The sequence below is a fragment of the Siphonobacter curvatus genome, assembly GCF_002943425.1.
In the GTDB taxonomy this organism is placed as follows: Bacteria; Bacteroidota; Bacteroidia; order Cytophagales; family Spirosomataceae; genus Siphonobacter; species Siphonobacter curvatus.
The window spans coordinates 867,753-888,865 of the sequence record NZ_PTRA01000001.1; the positions used below are offsets into that span (position 1 = coordinate 867,753).

Consider the following 21,113-nt stretch of genomic DNA (forward strand, 5'->3'; position numbering starts at 1 on the left):
ACGACGACCAACTCTTATCAGACCGCTGATTAGCTATGCGTTATTTCATTGCCTTCTTTCTGGGATGTATTGCCATTACTACGCAGGCCCAAAATATTCGCTATTCGTATGTGGCCCGACCTGACTCGGTGCTGAACATTCTGGTATCCCAACGGCAGGGCCTGTACAAGCAATGGGCTCAGGATCAGCAGGAGCGAAACGCTTTTTTCGGTGGCCAATCCAAGAAAGACCTACGAAATATCATCACTACGCTGGAGCAAATTCTGAATAAAGACAATGAAATTCTTACCGAGCTGAATCGGATGAAACAGGCCGAAGTGACGGAACTTCGCCGTAAAAACTCCGACGTCTCCAAACGCGTCAATTCGTACCTCGACGAAAGCGGAGCGCTCATGGAAGAAAATAAGCAGTTGCGGTCGCAGGCCGAGCGTAATCGAAAACGGGTAGAAGCACTGGAGAACCAGTCCAACTACCCGTTTCAGATTGCGATTTGTCTGTTGATTGCCTCGTGGGTCTTGTTCTTTTTCCTCCGTCGAAAAAAGTCTACTGCGGAGCCGCAGCGGAACTCTGATTTACGATAGGCCAAACGCCCGGACGTGGTACGCTAACGCCCTTGGTAATCCCGCGTTGCATGTTATCCGGACCGAAGTAATACAGCGGCCAGCCTTTGTACACCAATTGCGTACGACCAAAGACCGTGATGGTTTTAAAGTCTGCGGCATCCAGCAATGAGGGAACGTTTTTAGCAGAAAACTCGGCTAAGGGCCAGGTCGCATTATTACTGAAATCGGATTTGGTATAGGTGTTGGTATCCCGTTTATCCGGAGCAAAGGCGTATAAGGTACGGCCCAGACTATCGACCAGGAAAAGCGTTTCACCCGTTCCTTCCGCGTACGTTCCGTTGTATTTCTTTCCATCATTGCCCACTAGCTGAGCCATGCCGAGCATGACGCTGAAATGCGGCTTGGCAACAAACCAGACGTTATTTACCTTATCGCCTTTGGTGTCGCCAGCGGCGGCATCATTCTGGTAATAGTACAGCGGCCAGCCTTTGTAGGTCGTTTGCTTACTACCGTCAGCTCGGGTAATCGTAGCGAAATCAGCGGTGGCCAGGCCCGAAGCCAGTTTAGGATTTTCTGCGTAGAACACGGGCCATACGCCCAAACAGTTGCCTTCGCATACCGATGCTCCGGCAACGTCGCGGGCGAAGAAGTACAGCGTTTTCCCTTTGGAGTCCGTCAGCACTTGTCCTAGAGACGTTGATTGAATGGAAACGTCCGCGGCGGGCGTAGTTTGATCATCCTTGGAATCAGAAGAGCAGGCGGTTAATAAAACAGCGGCTGCCAGGGTGTAAAGAAAGTTTTTCAGGTACATAGAGTTCATCGTTTACGATTCATCTAGGGTACTCGGAGAAAAGGTCGGAAAAGTTGTTTCAGCCGAAAAATTTATCCATCTGTCGAAAAGCCGGGCTCTTGTGGAACGTAAACCGCAGGATTGGTTTTGTCTTCGGGTCGAAATGGGTTAATTTCGCAGGGTTTCATCACACACTAGCAGTAGCTTCCACTTACCATATGGATCGATTTACCGGATTGATTGGCATTATTGTTATTCTGGGCATCGCTTTTGCCTTATCCAATAACCGAAAAGCCATCAATTATCGAACAGTAGGCATTGGCCTGGCCCTTCAGGTCGGTCTGGCTGTTTTCATCTTAAAAACTTCCGCCGGTCAACAACTTTTTGGAGCTATCGGCGAGCTCGTCAAAAAATTACTCGATAAAGCCAGCGAAGGAGCCACCTTCGTTTTTGGTCCTCTAGTTAATTCACCCCTGTTAACCAGCGTTTTCGGAGCTTCTAACAACTTCATTTTCTTTTTCCAGATTGTTCCTACGATCATTTTTGTGGCCGTACTGGTGAACATGATGTACCACTTAGGAATTATGCAACGCATCATTTCCGTATTGGCTCGGGGCATGTACTGGCTCATGGGCGTGAGTGGGGCGGAAGCTCTTTCTAACGTATCGAGTGCTTTCGTAGGGCAGGTGGAGGCTCAGATTATGATCAAGCCTTATCTGAAAGACATGACCAAATCCGAATTGATGTCTTCCATGACGGGTAGTTTTGCCTGTATTGCCGGAGGGGTCATGGCGACGTATATCAAATTGGGCGTGGATGCTTCGTATCTGTTGGCGGCTAGTCTGATGGCGGCTCCCGGAGCCCTGGTTATTTCGAAAATCGTCTATCCCGAAACGGAAGAATCAGCTACGAAGGGCGTCGTGAAGCTGGAAGTCAAGAAACATCATGCCAACCTGCTGGACGCCATTGCTGCCGGAGCGGGGGAGGGCTTGAAAGTGGCTTTCAACGTAGTAGCGATGCTCATCGGTTTCATTGCGTTGATTGCTCTGGTGGACGCCATTTTTTGGCGGATCGGTTACTACATTTTTGGAATGAGCGATTTAAGCCTGAACTGGTTTTTAGGAAAGATATTTTCCCTTTTTGCCTGGTGCATGGGCGTACCGAGCCAGCACATTGAAGAAGCCGGAGCCCTGATGGGTACAAAAATGGTGGTAAACGAATTCGTGGCGTACTTGGATCTGGTAAAAATCCGCGAAACGCTGGACCCGAAAACTATTGCCATTACCAGTTTTGCTCTCTGTGGATTTGCCAACTTTAGCTCCATTGCCATTCAGGTGGGGGGCATCGGTGAGCTGGCTCCGACGCGGCGTTCGGATCTGGCCAAGCTGGGTTTTAAAGCTCTGATCTGTGGAACCTTGGCCAGTTACATGAGTGCGACTATTGCGGGCTTGTTACTATAGAGCTGACGTAAAACTTAAGAAGAGATGGCGGGCACATGACCCGCCATCTGTGTTTTCGGCGTATGAATCAGTTGCTGGATTACTTTCATTTCAAACCCGGTGAAGTCATCGGCAGTCTCGGCTGTGGTGGTGGCTTGTGGGAAGTGGGCTGGGGCGTACAGGTGGATCAACTGACCTTTGTATTGATGGACCTGGTACCGGAAATTCTGAATGAGGAAGAAATTCAGGCGGCGGTGCAGTACTGGGAAAAAAAGTATAAGAAAACGTGTACCAGCCAGTTTATCCCCTGCATTGGTACAGAAACACAGATTCCCTTAGATGATCAGCAGTTAGATAAACTGCTGGTAATTAATGCCTTTCACGAATTTTCTGAGAAAGAAGCCCTATTAGTCGAAATGAAACGGGTACTCAAACCTGGCGGCTGGCTTTTCGTGGAAGAACCCCTGGCTCAATATCCCGGCGAAGTACACGAAGGTTGCGGAAAACCACTCTACGAACCCGCGACTCTGCGAGCAGTCTTTGAATTTCAGGGCTTTGTCTATCAACAGGCTGAGTTCACTTCACCTATTTCTCAAGTATTTACATTCCAAAAACGATGATTGACCTGCGTTCTCCCCAAACCGCTGAAGAATGGAAAGCGTATTACCAGTTACGCTATGACGTGTTACGCGAACCCTGGAATCAGCCCCCGGGCAGTGAAGTGTTACCCGACGATCAGACGGACATCATCCACGTGGCTGCCTATGACACCGACGGTATTACTTTAGGAGTAGCTCGCCTGCATACCAATGCCGATGGCAGGGGGCAGGTTCGCTGTGTGGCCGTCTCAAAAGCCGCTCAGGGCAAGGGCGTAGGTAAAAAACTGATGGCTCATCTCGAAACGCTGGCTCAGCAAATGGGCGTTACGGAAATCATTCTTGAGGCTCGGGAAAATGCTGTCCCCTTTTACCAGGCTTTGGGTTATGATGTTACGCAAACGAGTTATTTACTATTCAATGAAATACAGCATTATACCATGCTTAAACGATTAGCCTAGGGTAAGCTGGCATGTTTATTTTTCGGGGATGGGCAGACAATTGCTTATCTACCCATATGAATATGAATGCAAATCGTTTTCACTCCAGCTTTTCAGCCTTAAGTATATTAGGAGCCGGCATGATGGTCGTTATGTGCACGCAGTGTGTACAGAAATCCAAAGATGACGCGTCCCAAACCGATTCTACTGCTGTTACCACGCCGGTAGCTGAACCCACCGTACAGTTGCCCGAACCTTCGAAGCCTAAGAATAAATTCAGTAATATCATTGGCTGGTCGGATGGACAGATGCCTCAGGCACCCGCTGGATTTGTCGTTACCGAATATGCGGGGAACCTTAAAAGCCCCCGCTGGGCCTATCAGTTGCCGAATGGAGATGTGCTGATCGTGGAATCCAACACGGAAACGAAAGGAGCCAAACGCGTTCAGGAGCAGGTTTCCGGTAAAATCAAATCCCGTTCGGATGACGGACTGAGTGCCAACCGAATCACACTCCTGCGGGATAACAATAAGGATGGTAAGCCCGACATGCGGGAAACGTTCCTTTCGGGTCTTAACCAACCTTTTGGGATAGTATTGATCAAAAAGGATCTGTATGTAGCCAATACGGACGGTGTCTACAAGTTTCCGTATAACGAAGGCGATACGAAAATTACGGCCAAGGGACAGAAAATTCTGGAACTGCCCGCGGGTGGCTACAATAACCACTGGACTCGAAATCTGCTGACCAACGCCGACGGTTCGAAGATTTATATTTCCGTAGGATCGGGTAGTAACGTGGCCGAGCACGGCATGGAAAATGAAGTACGCCGAGCTAACATTCTGCAAATTAATCCCGATGGTACAGGGGAGAAAATTTTCGCCAGTGGCTTACGTAATCCCGTAGGAATGGACTGGGAGCCCCGTACCAAACAACTGTGGACGGCCGTCAACGAACGCGACGAACTGGGTGATGAATTAGTGCCCGATTACCTCGCTCACGTGAAAGAAGGAGCTTTTTATGGGTGGCCTTTCGCTTACTGGGGAGCCCACGAAGATCCGCGAATGGCTGGCAAAAATCCGGAACTGGTGAAGAAAACGGTGGTACCCGATGTTGATCTGGGTTCGCACACAGCTTCTTTAGGTCTGGCGTTTTATAAAGGTGATAAGTTTCCTGAAGCTTATCGGCAGGGAGCATTTATTGGTCAACATGGTTCCTGGAACCGCTCCGAGCTGGTCGGCTACAAAGTAGTATTTGTTCCCTTCAAAAATGGAAAACCAGCGGGTAAACCTCAGGATTTTCTAACGGGTTTCATCGCCAATCCTGAATCGGGTGAAGTATACGGACGACCCGTAGGAACGTTCGTACTCAAAGACGGCTCGATGTTAGTCACCGACGATGGGGGCGGAAAAGTATGGCGAGTCGCTGCTAAATAAACAGTTATTATTAATCACACCTATACGCCCCGCAAGGGCTGCGGAACTGATAATCCGGATGATTTGAGTCGTCGTGACTTAAATGATCCGGATTTCTTTTTACGTTTTCCCCACCAAATGAGAAAACCCGTAACGGGCAAGGACGCAGAAATCAGGCTGATAATCACAAACAGGATTTGCGTAGGCCAGCCGTAGATACGACCTGTATGCAAATCCAGATTTGAGTTTCGCCACTTCATCGCCAGGGGCTTTTTTTCGTGATCAATCCGATCAAAAAATTCTCCCGTAAGACTATCAAAGAAGAAGTAACTAAAGCCCCGCCAGCCGTCGGAATTATTCCTTAAAATACAGTAACAGTTCAGCGGTTTGTCAGCTTTGTCCGTATAATTGATACCAATGATTTTGTATTGATCCTGTACAAAATGGCGGATTTGTGTGAAGGCCAGATCTTCCGCCGGAGCCGTAGGGAGTTGGGTAGAGGGCGTCTTGAATTCCCGGCCAAAAGCTGGTTTTTCCTTGACTCCCATTAAACGATAAATACCGCCTTCCCACCATTTAAACGACCAGACCAGCCCCGTAATCGCAATGAATAAAACCACGGGCAGAATGTAAAAGCCCAGCGTATTGTGCAAATCATAGTTGAGACGTTTCCAATGGCCGCTCGTCTTCACGGTCAATCGATTCTTCAGGTTTTTCCACTGGCGGGGTATCCACAGGACAAAGCCCGTAAGAAGCATGACCATGAAAATCAGCGTCGAACCTCCAACGATGAAACTGCCCATGGGCTTAACCAGTAGTAAATGCTGATGCAATTGCCGATCCAGATTGAAAAACTCGTACTTCCGGTCAACGACACCCAATACGGTTCCCCGGTACGGATCGATGAATACGTCATCCCAGTACGTGAGTTGAGTGAAGTACGTCAATCCGGCTTTTTCGGGAGGAGCCACTTGCTGGGCCATGAACAGGTACGGGTCGGTAGGATCCCCGGAAATTTTGACCGAAGTGATCTTTTTTCCGGGGATCGCCTGCTGGGCAATCGTTCGAAGCTGAGATAGATTCAGAGGTGGTTGCGTAGGTTTGAGGTGGTACAATTCCGAGTGAAAAAGACGGAACAATTCCTCATCAAACACGTATAAAGTGCCGGTAATCGAAACGATGAAAACCACCAAGCCGGTTAGTAAACCAAGCCAGAGATGCACCAGCCTCGTAACGGTTCTGAATCTACCCTTTGCCATCAGAACGTGTAGTTAATGGTTACTAACGAATTGGAAGGAGCACCCGGGAAAAGGCGGATGTAATCATACCCACCTACCCAGTACGTTTTATTCGTCAGGTTGTTGAGGTTGTATTGCAACTGAACGCGACCTACGTTGTAATACAGAGCTGCATTGAAAATCTGAAACGAAGGAATGCTCTGGTCAAGACTGATGGACAGATTGCGTTTATCCACAAAGTTGGTGCCGAAGCCCACGCCAAGGCCCTTCAGGGCACCCTGCGGAATGGAATAGCGGGTCCAGAAGTTGAACATATTACGCGGAGCGTTGGGCTTTTGAATGTTACGCTCAGCTTCGGTTAGCGTTTCGGTGATCTGTGCTTTGTTGAACGAGTAAGAGGCAATGACGCTCCAGTTTGGGAGAATCCGGCCAATAATGTCGAACTCGAACCCACGCGATTCTTCAGCACCAATCTGACGCAGCAAATCCGGGTTCTGCGGATCGTTGGCGTTATAAAGCGTGTTTTTCTGCTTGATTTGATAAACCGCGAACGAAGCTGTCAGTCGGTCGTCGAACCAACTGGATTTACCACCCACCTCAACCATGTTGCTTTCTAGGGGTTTGAATGGACCACCTGCGTTGGGGTTAGCTATGTTAGAAGCCGTTTGTGGGTTGTAGCCTTGTACATACGTCGCATACAGATTGATGTTCGACGTAGCCGTAAATACTAAGCCAAAACGAGGCAGCCACGCCGACTGATTTGTCTTCTTCTCATCCTTGGTTTTGTACTTGTCAAAGTCGGTGTAGTTTTCGTACCGTACGCCCAGTAAGGCCTGAAAACGACCAATCTTGATCTGATCCTGAATATAACCGGCGTTCAGATAGTAGTAAGTAGGATCAAACGAACGCTGAGCGTAAAACAGCTTGCTATCGTCTTGAATGCGTTGCGAGTTCAGAATATTGCTTAAGTCAAAGTGAGGAACGTTCGGCACCGGATTCCCGCTGGCATCCAGTAAATAGCGGGATTTGTTCGCCGGATTGTAGGTAGCGATGAATCCGTTATTGGCCGCATTACGGTACCCACTGGCTTGCAGTTGCGATCCACCCACGGGCAGTTTTTCACTACCGTAATCATACCCCGCTACAATACGGTGTTCCAGAGGCCCCGTCGATCCTTCCAGGTTGAAGTATCCAGAAAAGTTATCGATGTACCGGTTTCGTTTCCGCATAAATACCTGCATGGCGATTTTGTCAGGTTGCGTAGCTCCGGTAGCATCCACACCATAGGCGTTGGCTGAACGGTGTTCATACAAATCTTCCGAATAACCGGTCTTCATGTAAGCCGCATTGAAACTCAGCCAGTTGGTTAGCTTCCGACTCAACGACAGGGAAACGTTGTACGTCTGCTCGTTGAGGTAGTCATTGCCGGTACTCAAAGCCAGGGAAGTGGGTGTGGAGTACAAATCATTGGTATTCATGATCGACTGGCCACGATCCAGACGGCTTTTGGAGTTGTTGTACACCAGATCAAAATTGATCCGGGTTTTGTCGTTAGGCAGGAAGGAGAACGAAGGAGCGATAATTAGGTTTTTGTCGAACTGCAAATCCCGGAATGACTGGGCATCTTCGTAACCCAAATTGATGCGATACAGCAGCGAACTGTCTTTATTGGCCGGACCCGTAAAGTCGAGTAAGGTTCGTAAGGTATTGAAACTACCCAGCGATATACTAACGGATTTCCGGTTTTCATCGAGTGGTTTCTTCGTAACCCGGTTCACCGTTCCGCCGGGGCTAGCGTTGCCGTATAATGCGGATGACGGGCCTTTCAGTACTTCTACCCGTTCCAGATAATTGGCTAGAGGTTGCTTCCAGAAACCCGTGCTCGTACGCAGTCCATTCAGCAATTGCGTATTGGACTGGCCGTTGATCCGGAATCCACGGATGGTCAAATCATCGTAAAAGGTAAACTGCGTCACGCCACTGAAGTTTTTTACTACTTCACCCACTCGCATCAGACCCTGATCAGCAATCAGTTCTTTACTGGCGTACGAAACCGACTGCGGTAAATCTTTGATCTGCGTAGCTGATTTACTACCGATAAAGGTCGAGCTGGTTTTGTAGGTGGTTTCTTTGCGACCCACAATTTCCACCTGTTGCAAAGCAGTACTCGTCGAGGCCAGTACAATCGTCAGGTCAATACCACCCGTAGCGGGCAGGCGTACGGTATGTTTCTGCGTTTCGTAGCCCACACTGCTAAAATGGAGGGTATAGGAGCGTCCAGATTCGAGCTGCAGTTGAAAAACACCCGTTTCACTGGAACTGGTGCCCGTATGATGCGAAGGAACCGTAATGTGAACAGCGGGCAGGAAGTGACCCGCAGCGTCTTGGACTAGCCCCTGAATGACACCGTTGGGCAAATCGGCATTTTTTTTCTGATCCTGAGCTTGGACCAGTTGAAAGGATACTAATAAGGCAAGGTAAACCAGGGAAAGAAAGATAGATTTCATCGATACATAGAGTTAGTTGTTATTTAGATTAAATAAAAACAACGCAAAAATAATCGCGTAACTGATATGTACCAGACGTATATAGTGAATTAATGTGTATACAGCGATCAAAACGAAGCGGAAGCTTGTAGTAGGGGGCTTCGTATTATTTTTTTAAGACCGTAGAAAACATTCAGCTGATGAAAATTTTGAACTATTGTATCACCCTGCTGACCGTTAGCATGTTGGCTCTGGGAACGAGTACGGCCCAGCAAAAAAAGTCTGATTCCATGAAACGCTATACCAAAGTGCCCGCCGGTTATTTGATGGTTTTACGTCAGGATGATGATGTACTAAAGCAGCTTGAAGCTTTTGCTGAACAGGAGAAGATTCCTTCGGCTACGTTTACGGGCATGGGCTTCGTGAACGTGACCTTTGGTTTTTTCAATTTTGAAACCAAGGAGTACGATCCCCGGGAATTTAAAGGAGTAGAGCTGGCGAGTATGACGGGAACGATTGCCTGGCAAAAAGGAAAAGTTTCACTCCACACGCATGGTGTGGTAACGGATAAGACCTTTGCGGCCTACGGGGGACATATCCTGGCGGCCAGTGTGGGGACGGGCTCCGTCGAGATTCTGATTACCGTTCACGATAAAAAACTGGACCGGGTGATGGAACAACCTCTAGGGGCCAATGTCCTGCATTTGGAACCCTGAGTGCTACCCACAAAAAAGCCACTTCCCTGATCAGGAAGTGGCTTTTTCTTTAAATGTATCGTATTATCGGATTCGTACCTCGTAAGGCAAACGAGCCTGAATACCATTGAGGGTTTGTAATTTCTTGAGCTTCTGCACGTAAGGTACCAGATCGCCAAATGTGGCCAGCATGACGCGTGCTTCCTGCTCGTCTTCAGCTGTATCGAAAAGAGTTTGGTAGAAGTCTTTCTTCGCCGGATACCGAACCCGGTATTCACCAGCTTTGAGTTTGGCTTCACTGGCGGCAATCTGAATAGCCTTTTCCAGTCCACCTAATTCATCGACCAGGCCGTTCTGTTTTCCTTCCAGTCCTGACCACACGCGACCTCCGGCAATGGCCCGGAGTTTTTCAACCGGCATTTTACGTCCCTGAGCCGCTTTTGCGGTAAAGACTTCGTAGAAACGATCGGTCGATTTCTGGAAGCGGTTCTTCTCAAATTCGTCCATTTCCCGGGTTAGGGTAGGGTAATCGGAGTGAGCGTTGGTGTTGACGCGGTCAAACGTAATGCCGAGCTTATTCTTGGTGAATTCATCGACGCGGAAGAACAAGGAGAATACCCCGATGGAACCCGTAATCGTCGTGGGTTGAGCCACGATCTTGTTACAACCCATGGCCATGTAATACCCACCCGAAGCCGCGTACGTAGACATGGACGCAATAATGGGTTTCTGCTCTTTCGCTTTCTGGATTTCCCGCCACATCACTTCTGAAGCTAAGCCAGAACCACCCGGCGAGTTAATCCGCAGGACGATAGCTTTTACATTCTTGTCTTTACGGGCCTTACGAATTTCGGCTGCCATCTTCTCCGAAGCAATCTGATTATCGCTGTCATTATCACCGTCCACGATGTCGCCCTGGGCAATGATCACGGCAATTTTGTTATCTGTATTCGGAGCTTTGGAGTCATCGGAGGTTTTCAGGTATTTACTCAGCCCAACGTACTTGAGTTTATCGTCTTCCTTAAGCTTCAGATTTTTCCGAATCGCTGATTCAAATTCGTCGTAATAGCCCACGTTCGTAACCAGTTTGTGCTTGAGAGCATCCTGTGGTTCGTAAGCCTGCAAAGAATCCGCTACCGTTTTCAGTTCGGGTACCGAAACGCCCCGGCTTTCCGAGATTTCGGCAAGCACCTGATTATAAATGGAATTCAGAAATGACCGAGTCTGCTCGCGGTTTTCATCACTCATATTCTCCCGTAAGAAAGGCTCCACGGCACTCTTATAATTTCCTACGCGGAATACAACGGGTTTAATGTCAAGCTTATCAAAGGTGCCTTTGTAGAATTCGTATTCAGCGTTCAGTCCATTGAAGTCAATACCACCGGCGGGATTCACGTATACTTTATCGGCCATCGACGACAGGTAATAGCCCTGCTCGCTATACGTTTCGCCGTAGGCGTACACAAATTTGCCCGATTTTTTAAAGTCGTTCAAAGCGGCCCGTACTTCTTCGAGTACCGCCCAGCCCGCACTTGGGCTATTCGCTTTCAGATAGATACCTTTGATTTTGGAGTCGGCTTTTGCTTTCGTCAGTGCTTCTTTCAACTGAACAACACCTACTACTTCTGTATTAACAAAGGGACCGCCCAGGTCGGAAAAGGGGTTGGTTTTATTATCGTGTTCGGTAAAGCTTTTATTCAGGTCCAGCTTCAGGATGGAGTTCTCTTCAATCACCACATCACTACTTCCCGATCCGGCTATGGAAGCAATGCCTAGCAGCACGAATACCGAAAGAATGGAGAAAAGCACCAGACCCACCAGGGTAGCTAGTACGTATTTCAAAAATTGCAACATATGGAATGCCTACTAATGTTTTGGTAAAAGGAATAGCCTTGGTTTTGTATCGTATAACTCCAAAAATAACAAGCCCGTTTTGCAACGGGCTTGAAAAAGTCTGAACGGGAATTCCCGCGGATGAAAGGCTGAAAACCAACGTGAACTCAGCGGTTAGATTACCGGAATTTTGGAAGTCAGGGTTTGGTAATCCTGACGGCTTTTCCGAATTACTTCGTGAGCAACGTCACGACCGTATACGCTGTCGATTTCGATAATGGCTTTGGCTTCGCCAGGAATGTTTTTGTACGTCAGGAAGTAGTGAACAAGACGGTTCAAAACGCTTTTAGGGCAGTCATTCAAATCCGTCCAGCCACCGTATACGGCGTCATTTTTCAGTACAGCGATGATTTTATCATCCGCTTCACCCTTATCAATCAGGCGAATACCGCCGATGGGGATGGCCTGAAGAATGATGTTACCGTGGGGAATCGTTTTTTCGGCCCATACACAAATGTCGAGTGGGTCACCGTCGCCTTCGGGAATATCGCGGCCGGACTGTTCCGTTGCGTATTGAGCAATGGCATCGCCGCAGTACGTCTGGGGCAGGAAGCCATACAAGCAAGGCATGTAATTGGAAAACAGCTGAGGACGATCGATTTTCAGAAAGCCCGTTTCTTTGTCAATTTCGTATTTGACCGTATCCGTAGGTACAATTTCAATAAAGGCGGTAACTACTTCAGGGGCATTTTCCCCGATGGGAACCCCGTGCCAGGGGTGTGCAATTTGCGTCGAAAAACTCATACAATAGAACCGATTTAATGCGGTTTGACAGACAATAGTGGCTAAAATTAGCTGATTATATAAATAGAAGTACTCGTTCTGAAAATCATCCCACTTTTTCTCCGATTCCTGCCTTTTCTCTGACTTTGTATTCCGTCGTTCGCTCGGAATTAGAAGCCATCAGTTCGCCCAGAAAGCCCGCGAGAAAGAGCTGAAAGCCAACGATAATAGCCGTTAAAGCTAAGAAAAATTTAGGATCGTCCGTCAAGTTTCGAAACTTATGACCTGCAGATACACTGTAAATTTTATCAAAAGCCAGCCAAAGCGTTGCTACAAAGCCCAGCAAAAAGGAAATAACCCCGAAACTGCCGAACAAGTGCATGGGTCGTTTGCCGAAGCGATTCACGAACACAATGGTCAGCATATCGAGTAGCCCGTATATAAAACGCTCTAAACCGAATTTGGTTTTACCATATTTTCGAGCCTGGTGCTGTACGGCTTTCTCTCCAATCTTGCCGAAGCCATTCCACTTAGCTAAAATGGGAATATTCCGGTGCATTTCGCCGTATAGACGTACCGATTTAGCAACGGGTGCGTCGTAGGCTTTTAAACCACAATTAAAATCGTGCAGGTTTACGCCCGAAACCCAGCGGGAGACGGCATTAAACAACTTGGTTGGCAGCGTCTTCGTGAGTGGATCGTAACGTTTCTGCTTCCAGCCCGAAATCAGGTCGTAGCCATCTTCCGTAATCAGGCGATAGAGTTCCGGAATCTCGTCCGGGCTATCCTGTAGATCCGCGTCCATGGTAATAATAACCTGACCCTGAGCGGCTTGAAATCCTGTATGTAAAGCGGCCGACTTTCCGTAGTTCCGGCTAAAACGTAGTCCTTTGATCTGCGGATTTTCAAAAGAAAGCTGGCGAATCACCCGCCAGGAATGATCGTTACTTCCATCATCTACCAGAATCACTTCATACGTAAACTGATGTTGATTCATTACCCGTTCAATCCAGGCACAAAGTTCGGGAAGCGACTCCTCTTCGTTGTACAGGGGGATGACTACGGATAGTTGCAAAGGATATGGTGGCATTTGCGTAAAGTCCGATAAACGGAAACGTTTGGCGTTTTAAGAATAACCCTCGAACGGCGAAATTCATTTCATTTCGGAAAATGGTACGGACCGCTCTCCCCTTAAAACGCTCACCTCTTAAAAAATCAGGTAGTAATCTTTCAGCAAAGCTACGAAATCCGGCGTGTACTCATTCGTTTCGTCGCGGATACAAAGTACTTCGGGCGTAATTTCTGCGATAGGGGCCTGTCGGGAGAAGAGTGTCAATAGCCTGAAGGCGGGTTTTCCGGGATCATTTTTTAACGCCAGTTGCTGCTGTATATGCAGTCCGTAGGGACGTATTCCCTTCGCTAGTAAATCGGTTTCGAATACGGGCAGTAAAACGGCAAACCGACCTTCAGGGGCCAGATGCCTGTCGACCGCCGCTGCCAATTCGGCCAGCGAAAGACGTTCATCGTGGGCCGCCCGGTTTCGGCCTTCGTTGGGCGAACGCAGGTAATTCTGAAAAAAAGGAGGATTGGAAATAATGAGATCGTACGGATGCTCAGACGTAAAGGCCTGAATGGACGTTTCGTAAATGTGTATGGTTTCAGCAAAGGGACTTTCCTGCACATTGGTGCGAGCTTGCGAAGCCGAATTAGGGTCAATTTCAACCGCGTGGATGTGGTACGGGGCCGTGAGTCGCTGAGCAAGCATGAGCGGCAGTAGTCCCGTTCCGGTACCAATGTCGAGAATGCGATGACTCTCTTTCAAGGGCGTCCAGGCACCCAGCACGCAGGCATCCGTACAGACTTTCATGGCCGTCTGGTCCTGCCAGATGGTGAATTGTTTGAAGCGGAAGTATGAATTACGAGCCAAGGTCTATACGCTACTGAAGAAAACGCATCTAAAGATTATTTCCGACCAAAATCAGCCGGATTTTCACCCCAGTATTCGGTTTCCCACTTTAAAATTTTCGTTGAAAAGGTATTGTTCTTGAGCCAGGTTTCGGCCCGGTCGATCAGCTCAAAAAGAATTTTATTCTGATCGGTCTCGGGAAGCTTAGTGTTGGCGTGTTTGTTGCGTACCCAGCTAATAGCCGTCCGCGAATCGGAGTAAAGCGGCAGCGGACTGTTGTGCTTTTTCAGGTGAGCCAGTCCGTGCACAATCGCCAGAAATTCCCCTACATTATTGGTACCATCCGCAAACGGACCCATGCGAAAAATGAGCGTACCCGAGGGATACTCGACTCCCTGGTATTCCATCACACCGGAAGCCGTATTCCAGGCCGCATCTACGGCCAGGGCAGGAGTGATCGGTTTACCCACCAGTGACGCATTTTTCGGGGCAGCGGGTTGTTTTTTGGCCGTTCCGATGTGTTTGTAGGGATTCTCTCGAAAAGCCATAACGGCCTGCTGTTTGTCCTCAAATGACTTATACTGTGCTCCATTAAAGCCTTCAATTTGGGCTTTGGCGTCCTCCCAGTTATCGAAAATACCGGGGTGCCGTCCCTGCCAGACTACATAATATTTGGTTTTCTTACTCACGAAGACAAAGGTAAGAGGGATTTTCCGTTTACAGTTTTGGGTTTACAGTTTTCAGTTTGAGCGGCCGCAGTTGCAATTTCGCTACGATAAACTCGGTAAAGGTAGCGGGACGGGTTGTCCGTAGCAGTTGATAGGTACGTAGGAGTTGACAAGTTGGGGGGCGTACCTGCTTGAAATAGTACAAACGATTCCAAATCGCAACGGAAGCAAAAAGCATTTGCGAAAATCAGGCTTTCCGCAAGTGTTTTAGTAATGCAAGGGGACTGAAACGATTCGGGTTGTAAAAGATCAAGGCTTCGCTTACTGATCTTTTACAACCCGAGTATAACATGGAATGAACTACTGCAAACTATACCAATTCCTTGTACTGCATTCGGTGAAGATTGGCGTAGGCTCCTCCACTTTCGAGGAGTTCTTCATGTCGTCCGGCTTCAACGATGTGACCTTTGTCGAGTACCAGAATCTGATCGGCATTCTGAATGGTACTGAGGCGGTGAGCAATTACGATCGCCGTACGACCTTTCATCAGTTTAGTAATAGCCGCCTGAATCAGCTCTTCGGTCTCCGTATCCACCGAGGCCGTGGCTTCATCAAGGATCAGAATACGCGGATTGCGTACCAGTGCCCGCACAAACGAAATCAACTGCCGTTGCCCTACGGAAAGCGTAGCCCCGCGTTCCATGACGTTGTAATCGTAAGAACCCGGGAGACGTTGGATGAATTCGTCAGCTCCCACGAGGCGAGCGGCTTCAATGACCTGCTCCCGCGTAATCGTTGGATCGCCCAACGTAATGTTACGTTCGATTGTATCCGAAAACAGGAATACATCCTGCAATACCACGCCGATCCGGCTTCGTAACCAGCCCAGCTCGTAGTTTTTCAGATCGACATCGTCAATGAGAATTTGACCTTTCTGAATTTCGTAAAAACGACTCAGCAGGTTAATAGTCGATGATTTACCCGCTCCCGTAGCTCCGACCAAAGCGATGGTTTTTCCGGCGTCAACCGTAAAGGCAATGTTTTTTAGAACGTATTCCGGGTCATTGTAGGCAAACCAGACATTTCGAAACTCTACTTTTCCCTGCAGTTCGGCGGGCGTATACGTTCCTTCATTCTGGGTGTATTCTTCAGAATCCAGCAATTTCAGAATACGGTCGGTACTGACCACACCCATTTGCAGAGTATTGAAACGATCCGCCAGCATTCGAATGGGTCGGAAAAACAGGTTAATAAACATGATGAAGGCAGTGATGGTACCGTAGCTGGTCTGCAGGCCAATAACCTCCTTCGCTCCGTACCAGACAATCATCCCCGTAGCCATGGCCGCAATCACCTCAGCTACCGGATAATAAATCGAATAGTACAGAATAGACTTGACGTTCGCGTTACGGTGCTCCTGATTGAGCGTCTCAAACTTCTTCTGTTCGATGGGTTCGGCACTGAAAATCTGAACGATATTCATGCCCGTAATGTGCTCCTGAACAAAGGAGTTCAGATTAGCGACCGCCGTCCGTACTTCAGTAAACGACTTCTTGACTTTCTCCTTGAAGATGTACGTGGAAATCAACATCAGCGGAACTGTACTCAGACTGATTAGTGAAAGCCGCCAATCCGCGTACATCATCACCGCAATGATCAATATGAGTTGCAGAATATCTCCGGCGATGCTGGCTAGACCTTCGGAAAAGACATCCGCGAGTGTTTCTACGTCAGAAATGGTACGGGTAACCAGTCGGCCAATGGGTGTATCGTCGAAGAATTTTAACCGCAAGTACAGAATTTTTTCGTAGAGTTGAACCCGGATATCCCGAATGATGGTTTGACCCAGCCAACCCGACAGGTAACTACTGGCAAACTGCGTCAGGCCCTGGACCACTAACAAAGCTACCATGGCAATAAGCATGGTAGTCAGGCCCTGATAGTCACTGACGGCAATGTGATGGTCAATGGTATAACGAATCAGCAGGGGTGTCAGGGGAGCTAATACGGCTCCCAGCAGAATCAGTACCACCAAACTGATAAACTGTAGGTTGTAAGGTTTGATAAACTGAAATAATCGCTGAATAATTTTCCAGTCTACGATCTTACCACTAACTTTTTCTTCGGCCACGTGAGGAAAAGATTATTATTTCTAAAATGGGTATGCAATCCCTGAGCGAAGGTAACGATTTCCCCGTGATAGATACGGGGTTTCACCGGAGCCTTTCTGTCGCCGTAGCGGGTAGATAGGCTGTCCACCGGGCAACATGCAGGGATACAATGCGATTATCCGTACAAAAGTTTCAACGAATGAACTCCAACTGGATTTTGATTATCAGCAGCAGTCTGATTCTGGTTTCTTACCTGTTTAACTTCATTACTAAAAAAACGAACATTCCCTCCGTTTTACTACTGATTAGTTTAGGCGTAGGGTTACGACTTTTCGCCGATAGCCGGGGTTTTTACGTGGGTCGGGTCAACGATACGCTGCCCGTGTTGGGTACGGTTGGACTCATTCTGATTGTACTGGAGGGAGCTATGGAACTGGAGTTGGACCGGAAAAAGAGCAAGCTGATCTGGCAATCCTTACTGGCGGCTTTAGGCATTTTGCTGGCTACGGCTTTCACGATGGCTACGCCACTAGCCATTGCGTACGGCGATTTTCACCGTGGACTGCTCAATGCGGTACCACTGGCGGTCATCAGTAGTGCGATTGCCATTCCCAGTGTAGCCAACCTGACGGACCCCCGCAAAAAAGAATTCATTACTTACGAAAGTTCGTTCTCCGACATTCTGGGCATCATGCTCTTCAATTTTGTATTGATGAATGACGAACTGACCATGGCATCGATGCTTCACTTTATCGTGGAAGTCGTCGGTATTCTGCTCATGTCGCTGCTGGGTTGTATCGTACTGGTGTATTTGATGAGCCGGATTACGCAGCACGTCAAGTTTTTCCTCATCATTGCTCTACTCATTCTGGTCTACTCGCTGGCCAAGCTCTTTCACTTGTCGCCGCTGCTACTGATTTTGGCGTTTGGGCTAATGATGAACAATATCAATCTGGTCATTCCTAACTTCCTGCGTAAATACCTGATTCACGATAAACTGGACGAAGAATTACCCGTATTCAAGTCCATTACAGCCGAAAGTGCCTTTCTAATTCGTACGTACTTCTTCGTACTGTTTGGTTTCTCGATTGATTTACAATCGCTTACTAATCCCAAAGTCTGGTTGATTGGTGGGATCATGGTAACGACGCTGTACGCCATGCGGGCCATGTATCTGAAGTGGATTTTAAATATTCCCTTATTGCCGGAATTGTTCATTGCTCCCCGGGGATTGATTACGATCCTGATCTTTTTTGGGATACCAGCTACCATGGTTCTACCGGATTTCAGCGGGGTACTGTTGTTCACGATCATCAGTACCAACGTTATCATGTCGGCAGGCCTGATTTACTACGGACGACAAACCGGAAAAGTGATTGCGGCTCCGGAGCTATCCGATACTTCGGATCTGCCAGCGGGGAGTTAACAACGAAAAGCCCCTTCCGAACACGTGCGGAAGGGGCTTTTCGTTGTTAGAAGATGCGTTTATTCACTCAAATAATTGCCGTAGCCAACGACCATAACCGACAGGATGATAGTCGCAATACCCGTCAGAATGGTACGATACGTAGCGGGTTGTACGCCTTTCCATTCCTTCAGGTACAAACCCCAAAGGTTGGAAATAATGATGATACTGGCCGTGTGCAAAATCCAGGAACTGGCTCCGTTGCCCAGCTTGCTTTCACCCATGCCATAGAAGAAGAACTGGAGGAACCAGGTCGTGCCCGCGATGGCCGAAAACACGTAGTTATTCAGCAGGGGCGTTTTGGAATCAGTATAGTTACCAAAGGTTTTATTGCGGAAATTCAGCAGTAAGGACCACAGGAGGTTAGTAGTCAGTCCTCCCCAGAGTACGACGACGAAAATGACATTATTCTGAAACAGCGGATTACAACCCGCGGTGATCGCTTTCAAAGCCATCGGCTTTCCGGCTTCGATACCGAAGTTGAAACAGGCACTCAGAATACCGGAGAATGTAGCTACAATCAGACCCGTCCAGAGGTTGAATTCCTGTACACTGGCTTTTTTCTCTTCTTCGGAAAGATCGACTTCTTTCATGACGCCCGCCCGTCCGCAAATTACAATGCCGATGATACAGATGAGTACGCCCAGGAGTACTACTTTGCCACCCGTAGAATTAATCATTTGCGTAATCGTTCCTTCGGTTTCCTGGGTAAAGAAATCGCGGTAAATCGGGGGAATCAAAGCACCGAAGGCTGAGCAAAAGCCCAGTACCACTGACTGGCCAAGGGAGAGGCCCAGGTAACGCACGGATAACCCAAACGTAAGGCCACCGATGCCCCACAACAGTCCCATCACGTAGGTCCAGAAAAGCGTATCGCTATCGGTTTGCCGAATGATGGCCATGAAATCAGGAATCGTAAGCCAGGCGGCCACGTAAGGAGCGATTAGCCAGGAGAATAGACCACCAATGATCCAGTAACTTTCCCAAGCCCACTCTTTTACGCGTTTGAAAGGAATATAGAAACTGCCGGAAGCGAACCCACCAATGAAGTGGAAAATGACACCAAAGAGAGCCTGCATAAAGAAAGAGTAGAGGTATTCGTAATTCCCAAAGCTAGGGAAGTTCGGGGATTTTAACCATCCCGTACTGTCGGGGAAATAGGCTTTTTCGGGTGTTTGCTTGAAATATTTGAATACTTTTTCTATCAAAAAACGAATAAGAGCATCGCATGAAAATGCCACGGATCAGTAATCCATGGCATTCCGACGAACCTTCAACCTTTTTCTATACTACACGCAAAACGTGTGTTCGTGTGTAGCACACAAACTGGGTATACAACGAAGGCCGTTCGTAAGCGGGTATGAATCAGGGAAAAAGATGCGATGGAATGCCGGACAAGTACGATCAAAAACCTTAAAAAATAGAAACCCCGTCCGAGTACCTGGGACGGGGTTTTAGGCTTGATAAAGAGAAGCCTTAATTTAAAAACTCGTAGATACCGGCTACGCCCTGACCGCCGCCGACGCAGGCCGTGACCATGCCGTATTTTTGCTGCCGCCGACGCATTTCGTGGAGCAATTGCACCGATAAACGGGCTCCGGTAGATCCCAAAGCGTGACCTAAGGCAATGGCTCCACCGTTTGGATTGACCAGCTCGGGATTGATACCCAGCTCCTGAATCACCGCCAGCGACTGGGCCGCGAAAGCTTCATTCAGTTCCACCTGCTCAATATCGTCCAGTTTCAGTCCCGCCTGTTTCAGAGCTTTGGGGATAGCCGCCACGGGGCCAATGCCCATGATCCGGGGTTCGACGCCCGCCGTAGCGTAGCTCATCATCCGGGCAATGGGTTGCAGGGCCAGTTCCTTCACCAGCCGCTCGGACATAACGACGACGAACGCCGCTCCATCGGAAGTTTGGGAGGAATTGCCCGCCGTAACGCTACCATTGGCCGCAAAGACGGGTTTCAGCTTTGCTAACGCTTCCAGACTCGTATCTGCCCGGGGGCCTTCGTCGAGAGCTACGGCGTATTCTTTCGTTTTTTTCTTACCGCTCAGGGGATCAAAAAAGGTTTCCTGAACTGGAATCGGAACAATTTCCTGATCGAAAATTCCTTCTGCCTGAGCTTTCAACGCTTTCTGATGGCTAGCCAGAGCAAAGGCATCCTGAGCTTCCCGGCTAATTTTGAACTGTTGTGCTACCTGTTCCGCCGTAAGACCCATGCTGAGGTAGTAATCCGCGTGATTTTTGGCAATGTCGTAGTTGAGAGCCGTTTTCCAGCCCATCACCGGCACCAGCGACATGGATTCCGTACCACCCGCAATAATGCAATCGGCCCAGCCCGCGTGGATTTTGCTGGCGGCCATGGCCACGGCTTCCAAACCGGAACCGCAGTAGCGGTTAATCGTCAGGCCCGAAACGGTTTCGGGAAGGGCCAGTAGCGAAATATACCGACCCATCTGCATGCCCTGTTCGGCTTCGGGTACGGCGTTGCCGACGATGAGATCGTCGACGCGGCTGGGGTCCAGTTGAGGAATCGTTGAAAGGGTATGTTTAATAACCGTAGCCGCCAGATCGTCGGGGCGAGTAAAGCGTAAACCTCCCTTGGGAGCTTTACCGACGGGGCTACGGAAACCGGCTACAATGTAAGCGTCCATGAAATTGTTGAATGATTTGAAGACAATTTA

Annotated in this window: 18 protein-coding genes; 7 read left to right on the forward strand and 11 right to left on the reverse strand. The window is 48.5% G+C overall.

Annotated elements, in window-relative coordinates; all coding sequences use genetic code 11:
• The first annotated feature begins 35 nt into the window (after positions 1-35).
• On the forward strand, positions 36-581 hold the full coding sequence (locus C5O19_RS03490) for a hypothetical protein (protein ID WP_104709924.1): 546 nt from the start codon (positions 36-38) through the stop codon (positions 579-581).
• On the opposite strand, the gene C5O19_RS03495 is transcribed toward C5O19_RS03490, so the two are convergent.
• Positions 544-1,383 (reverse strand): hypothetical protein, encoded by an 840-nt coding sequence (locus tag C5O19_RS03495; protein WP_243406316.1) that lies wholly within the window; start codon positions 1,381-1,383, stop codon positions 544-546. The genes C5O19_RS03490 and C5O19_RS03495 overlap by 38 nt on opposite strands.
• Positions 1,384-1,571: 188 nt before the next feature.
• Between C5O19_RS03495 and C5O19_RS03500 the strand changes: the two genes are divergently transcribed.
• The 4 genes from C5O19_RS03500 to C5O19_RS03515 all read left to right on the forward strand — a co-directional run bounded on the left by C5O19_RS03500 (position 1,572) and on the right by C5O19_RS03515 (position 5,264).
• Positions 1,572-2,813 carry a NupC/NupG family nucleoside CNT transporter gene (locus C5O19_RS03500; protein ID WP_104709926.1) on the forward strand — a complete coding sequence of 414 codons (1,242 nt, stop codon included), beginning with the start codon at positions 1,572-1,574 and terminating at the stop codon, positions 2,811-2,813.
• 35 nt (positions 2,814-2,848) lie between these two features.
• On the forward strand, positions 2,849-3,412 hold the full coding sequence (locus C5O19_RS03505; protein ID WP_104709927.1) for a class I SAM-dependent methyltransferase: 564 nt from the start codon (positions 2,849-2,851) through the stop codon (positions 3,410-3,412).
• Complete coding sequence (locus C5O19_RS03510) at positions 3,409-3,849, forward strand: GNAT family N-acetyltransferase (protein ID WP_104709928.1); 441 nt, start codon at positions 3,409-3,411, stop codon at positions 3,847-3,849. Before C5O19_RS03505 ends, C5O19_RS03510 begins: the two co-directional genes overlap by 4 nt.
• 62 nt (positions 3,850-3,911) lie before the next feature.
• Complete coding sequence (locus C5O19_RS03515) at positions 3,912-5,264, forward strand: PQQ-dependent sugar dehydrogenase (protein WP_243406317.1); 1,353 nt, start codon at positions 3,912-3,914, stop codon at positions 5,262-5,264.
• 20 nt (positions 5,265-5,284) lie between these two features.
• Here C5O19_RS03515 and C5O19_RS03520 read toward each other — a convergent pair whose 3' ends face one another.
• Both C5O19_RS03520 and C5O19_RS03525 read right to left on the reverse strand, forming a co-directional pair.
• Complete coding sequence (locus C5O19_RS03520) at positions 5,285-6,466, reverse strand: PepSY-associated TM helix domain-containing protein (RefSeq protein ID WP_165795926.1); 1,182 nt, start codon at positions 6,464-6,466, stop codon at positions 5,285-5,287.
• A gap of 35 nt (positions 6,467-6,501) precedes the next feature.
• Complete coding sequence (locus C5O19_RS03525) at positions 6,502-8,988, reverse strand: TonB-dependent siderophore receptor (protein WP_104709931.1); 2,487 nt, start codon at positions 8,986-8,988, stop codon at positions 6,502-6,504.
• 179 nt (positions 8,989-9,167) lie between these two features.
• Here C5O19_RS03525 and C5O19_RS03530 point away from each other — a divergent pair, with 179 nt between their 5' ends.
• Positions 9,168-9,683, forward strand: a complete 516-nt coding sequence (locus C5O19_RS03530; protein ID WP_104709932.1) for a PPC domain-containing DNA-binding protein — start codon at positions 9,168-9,170, stop codon at positions 9,681-9,683.
• 63 nt (positions 9,684-9,746) lie between these two features.
• On the opposite strand, the gene sppA is transcribed toward C5O19_RS03530, so the two are convergent.
• The 6 genes from sppA to C5O19_RS03565 all read right to left on the reverse strand — a co-directional run bounded on the left by sppA (position 9,747) and on the right by C5O19_RS03565 (position 16,983).
• Positions 9,747-11,504: a signal peptide peptidase SppA gene (gene sppA / locus C5O19_RS03535; protein ID WP_317046466.1), complete on the reverse strand. Its 1,758-nt coding sequence runs from the start codon at positions 11,502-11,504 to the stop codon at positions 9,747-9,749.
• A 165-nt stretch (positions 11,505-11,669) separates the two neighbouring features.
• Positions 11,670-12,299, reverse strand: a complete 630-nt coding sequence (locus tag C5O19_RS03540) for an inorganic pyrophosphatase (protein ID WP_104709934.1) — start codon at positions 12,297-12,299, stop codon at positions 11,670-11,672.
• Positions 12,300-12,384: 85 nt separating this feature from the next.
• Complete coding sequence (locus tag C5O19_RS03545; protein WP_094811850.1) at positions 12,385-13,368, reverse strand: glycosyltransferase family 2 protein; 984 nt, start codon at positions 13,366-13,368, stop codon at positions 12,385-12,387.
• A 117-nt stretch (positions 13,369-13,485) separates the two neighbouring features.
• Complete coding sequence (locus C5O19_RS03550) at positions 13,486-14,205, reverse strand: tRNA1(Val) (adenine(37)-N6)-methyltransferase (RefSeq protein WP_243406318.1); 720 nt, start codon at positions 14,203-14,205, stop codon at positions 13,486-13,488.
• A 35-nt stretch (positions 14,206-14,240) separates the two neighbouring features.
• On the reverse strand, positions 14,241-14,873 hold the full coding sequence (locus C5O19_RS03555; protein WP_094811858.1) for a ribonuclease H1 domain-containing protein: 633 nt from the start codon (positions 14,871-14,873) through the stop codon (positions 14,241-14,243).
• Between the two features lie 349 nt (positions 14,874-15,222).
• Entirely contained in the window at positions 15,223-16,983 is a 1,761-nt protein-coding gene (locus tag C5O19_RS03565) for an ABC transporter ATP-binding protein (protein ID WP_104709936.1), read from the reverse strand.
• A gap of 149 nt (positions 16,984-17,132) precedes the next feature.
• On the opposite strand from C5O19_RS03565, the gene C5O19_RS03570 reads away from it, so the two are divergent.
• A complete protein-coding gene (locus C5O19_RS03570) occupies positions 17,133-18,389 on the forward strand; it encodes a cation:proton antiporter domain-containing protein (protein WP_094809198.1) in 1,257 nt (418 codons plus the stop codon).
• 59 nt (positions 18,390-18,448) lie between these two features.
• Here the strand turns inward: C5O19_RS03570 and rhaT are convergent, their stop codons facing one another.
• Entirely contained in the window at positions 18,449-19,507 is a 1,059-nt protein-coding gene (gene rhaT / locus C5O19_RS03575; RefSeq protein WP_104713852.1) for an L-rhamnose/proton symporter RhaT, read from the reverse strand.
• 397 nt (positions 19,508-19,904) lie between these two features.
• Positions 19,905-21,083, reverse strand: a complete 1,179-nt coding sequence (locus tag C5O19_RS03580) for an acetyl-CoA C-acyltransferase (protein ID WP_104709937.1) — start codon at positions 21,081-21,083, stop codon at positions 19,905-19,907.
• Positions 21,084-21,113: the final 30 nt, after the last annotated feature.

Coding starts and splice junctions, on each gene's coding strand:
- C5O19_RS03490 (WP_104709924.1), top strand. CDS start 36: ATGCGTTATTTCATTGCCTTCTTTCTGGGATGTATTGCCATTACTACG.
- C5O19_RS03495 (WP_243406316.1), bottom strand. CDS start 1,383: ATGAACTCTATGTACCTGAAAAACTTTCTTTACACCCTGGCAGCCGCT.
- C5O19_RS03500 (WP_104709926.1), top strand. CDS start 1,572: ATGGATCGATTTACCGGATTGATTGGCATTATTGTTATTCTGGGCATC.
- C5O19_RS03505 (WP_104709927.1), top strand. CDS start 2,849: ATGACCCGCCATCTGTGTTTTCGGCGTATGAATCAGTTGCTGGATTAC.
- C5O19_RS03510 (WP_104709928.1), top strand. CDS start 3,409: ATGATTGACCTGCGTTCTCCCCAAACCGCTGAAGAATGGAAAGCGTAT.
- C5O19_RS03515 (WP_243406317.1), top strand. CDS start 3,912: ATGAATGCAAATCGTTTTCACTCCAGCTTTTCAGCCTTAAGTATATTA.
- C5O19_RS03525 (WP_104709931.1), bottom strand. CDS start 8,988: ATGAAATCTATCTTTCTTTCCCTGGTTTACCTTGCCTTATTAGTATCC.
- C5O19_RS03530 (WP_104709932.1), top strand. CDS start 9,168: ATGAAAATTTTGAACTATTGTATCACCCTGCTGACCGTTAGCATGTTG.
- C5O19_RS03540 (WP_104709934.1), bottom strand. CDS start 12,299: ATGAGTTTTTCGACGCAAATTGCACACCCCTGGCACGGGGTTCCCATC.
- C5O19_RS03545 (WP_094811850.1), bottom strand. CDS start 13,368: ATGCCACCATATCCTTTGCAACTATCCGTAGTCATCCCCCTGTACAAC.
- C5O19_RS03570 (WP_094809198.1), top strand. CDS start 17,133: ATGCGATTATCCGTACAAAAGTTTCAACGAATGAACTCCAACTGGATT.
- rhaT (WP_104713852.1), bottom strand. CDS start 19,507: ATGCAGGCTCTCTTTGGTGTCATTTTCCACTTCATTGGTGGGTTCGCT.
- C5O19_RS03580 (WP_104709937.1), bottom strand. CDS start 21,083: ATGGACGCTTACATTGTAGCCGGTTTCCGTAGCCCCGTCGGTAAAGCT.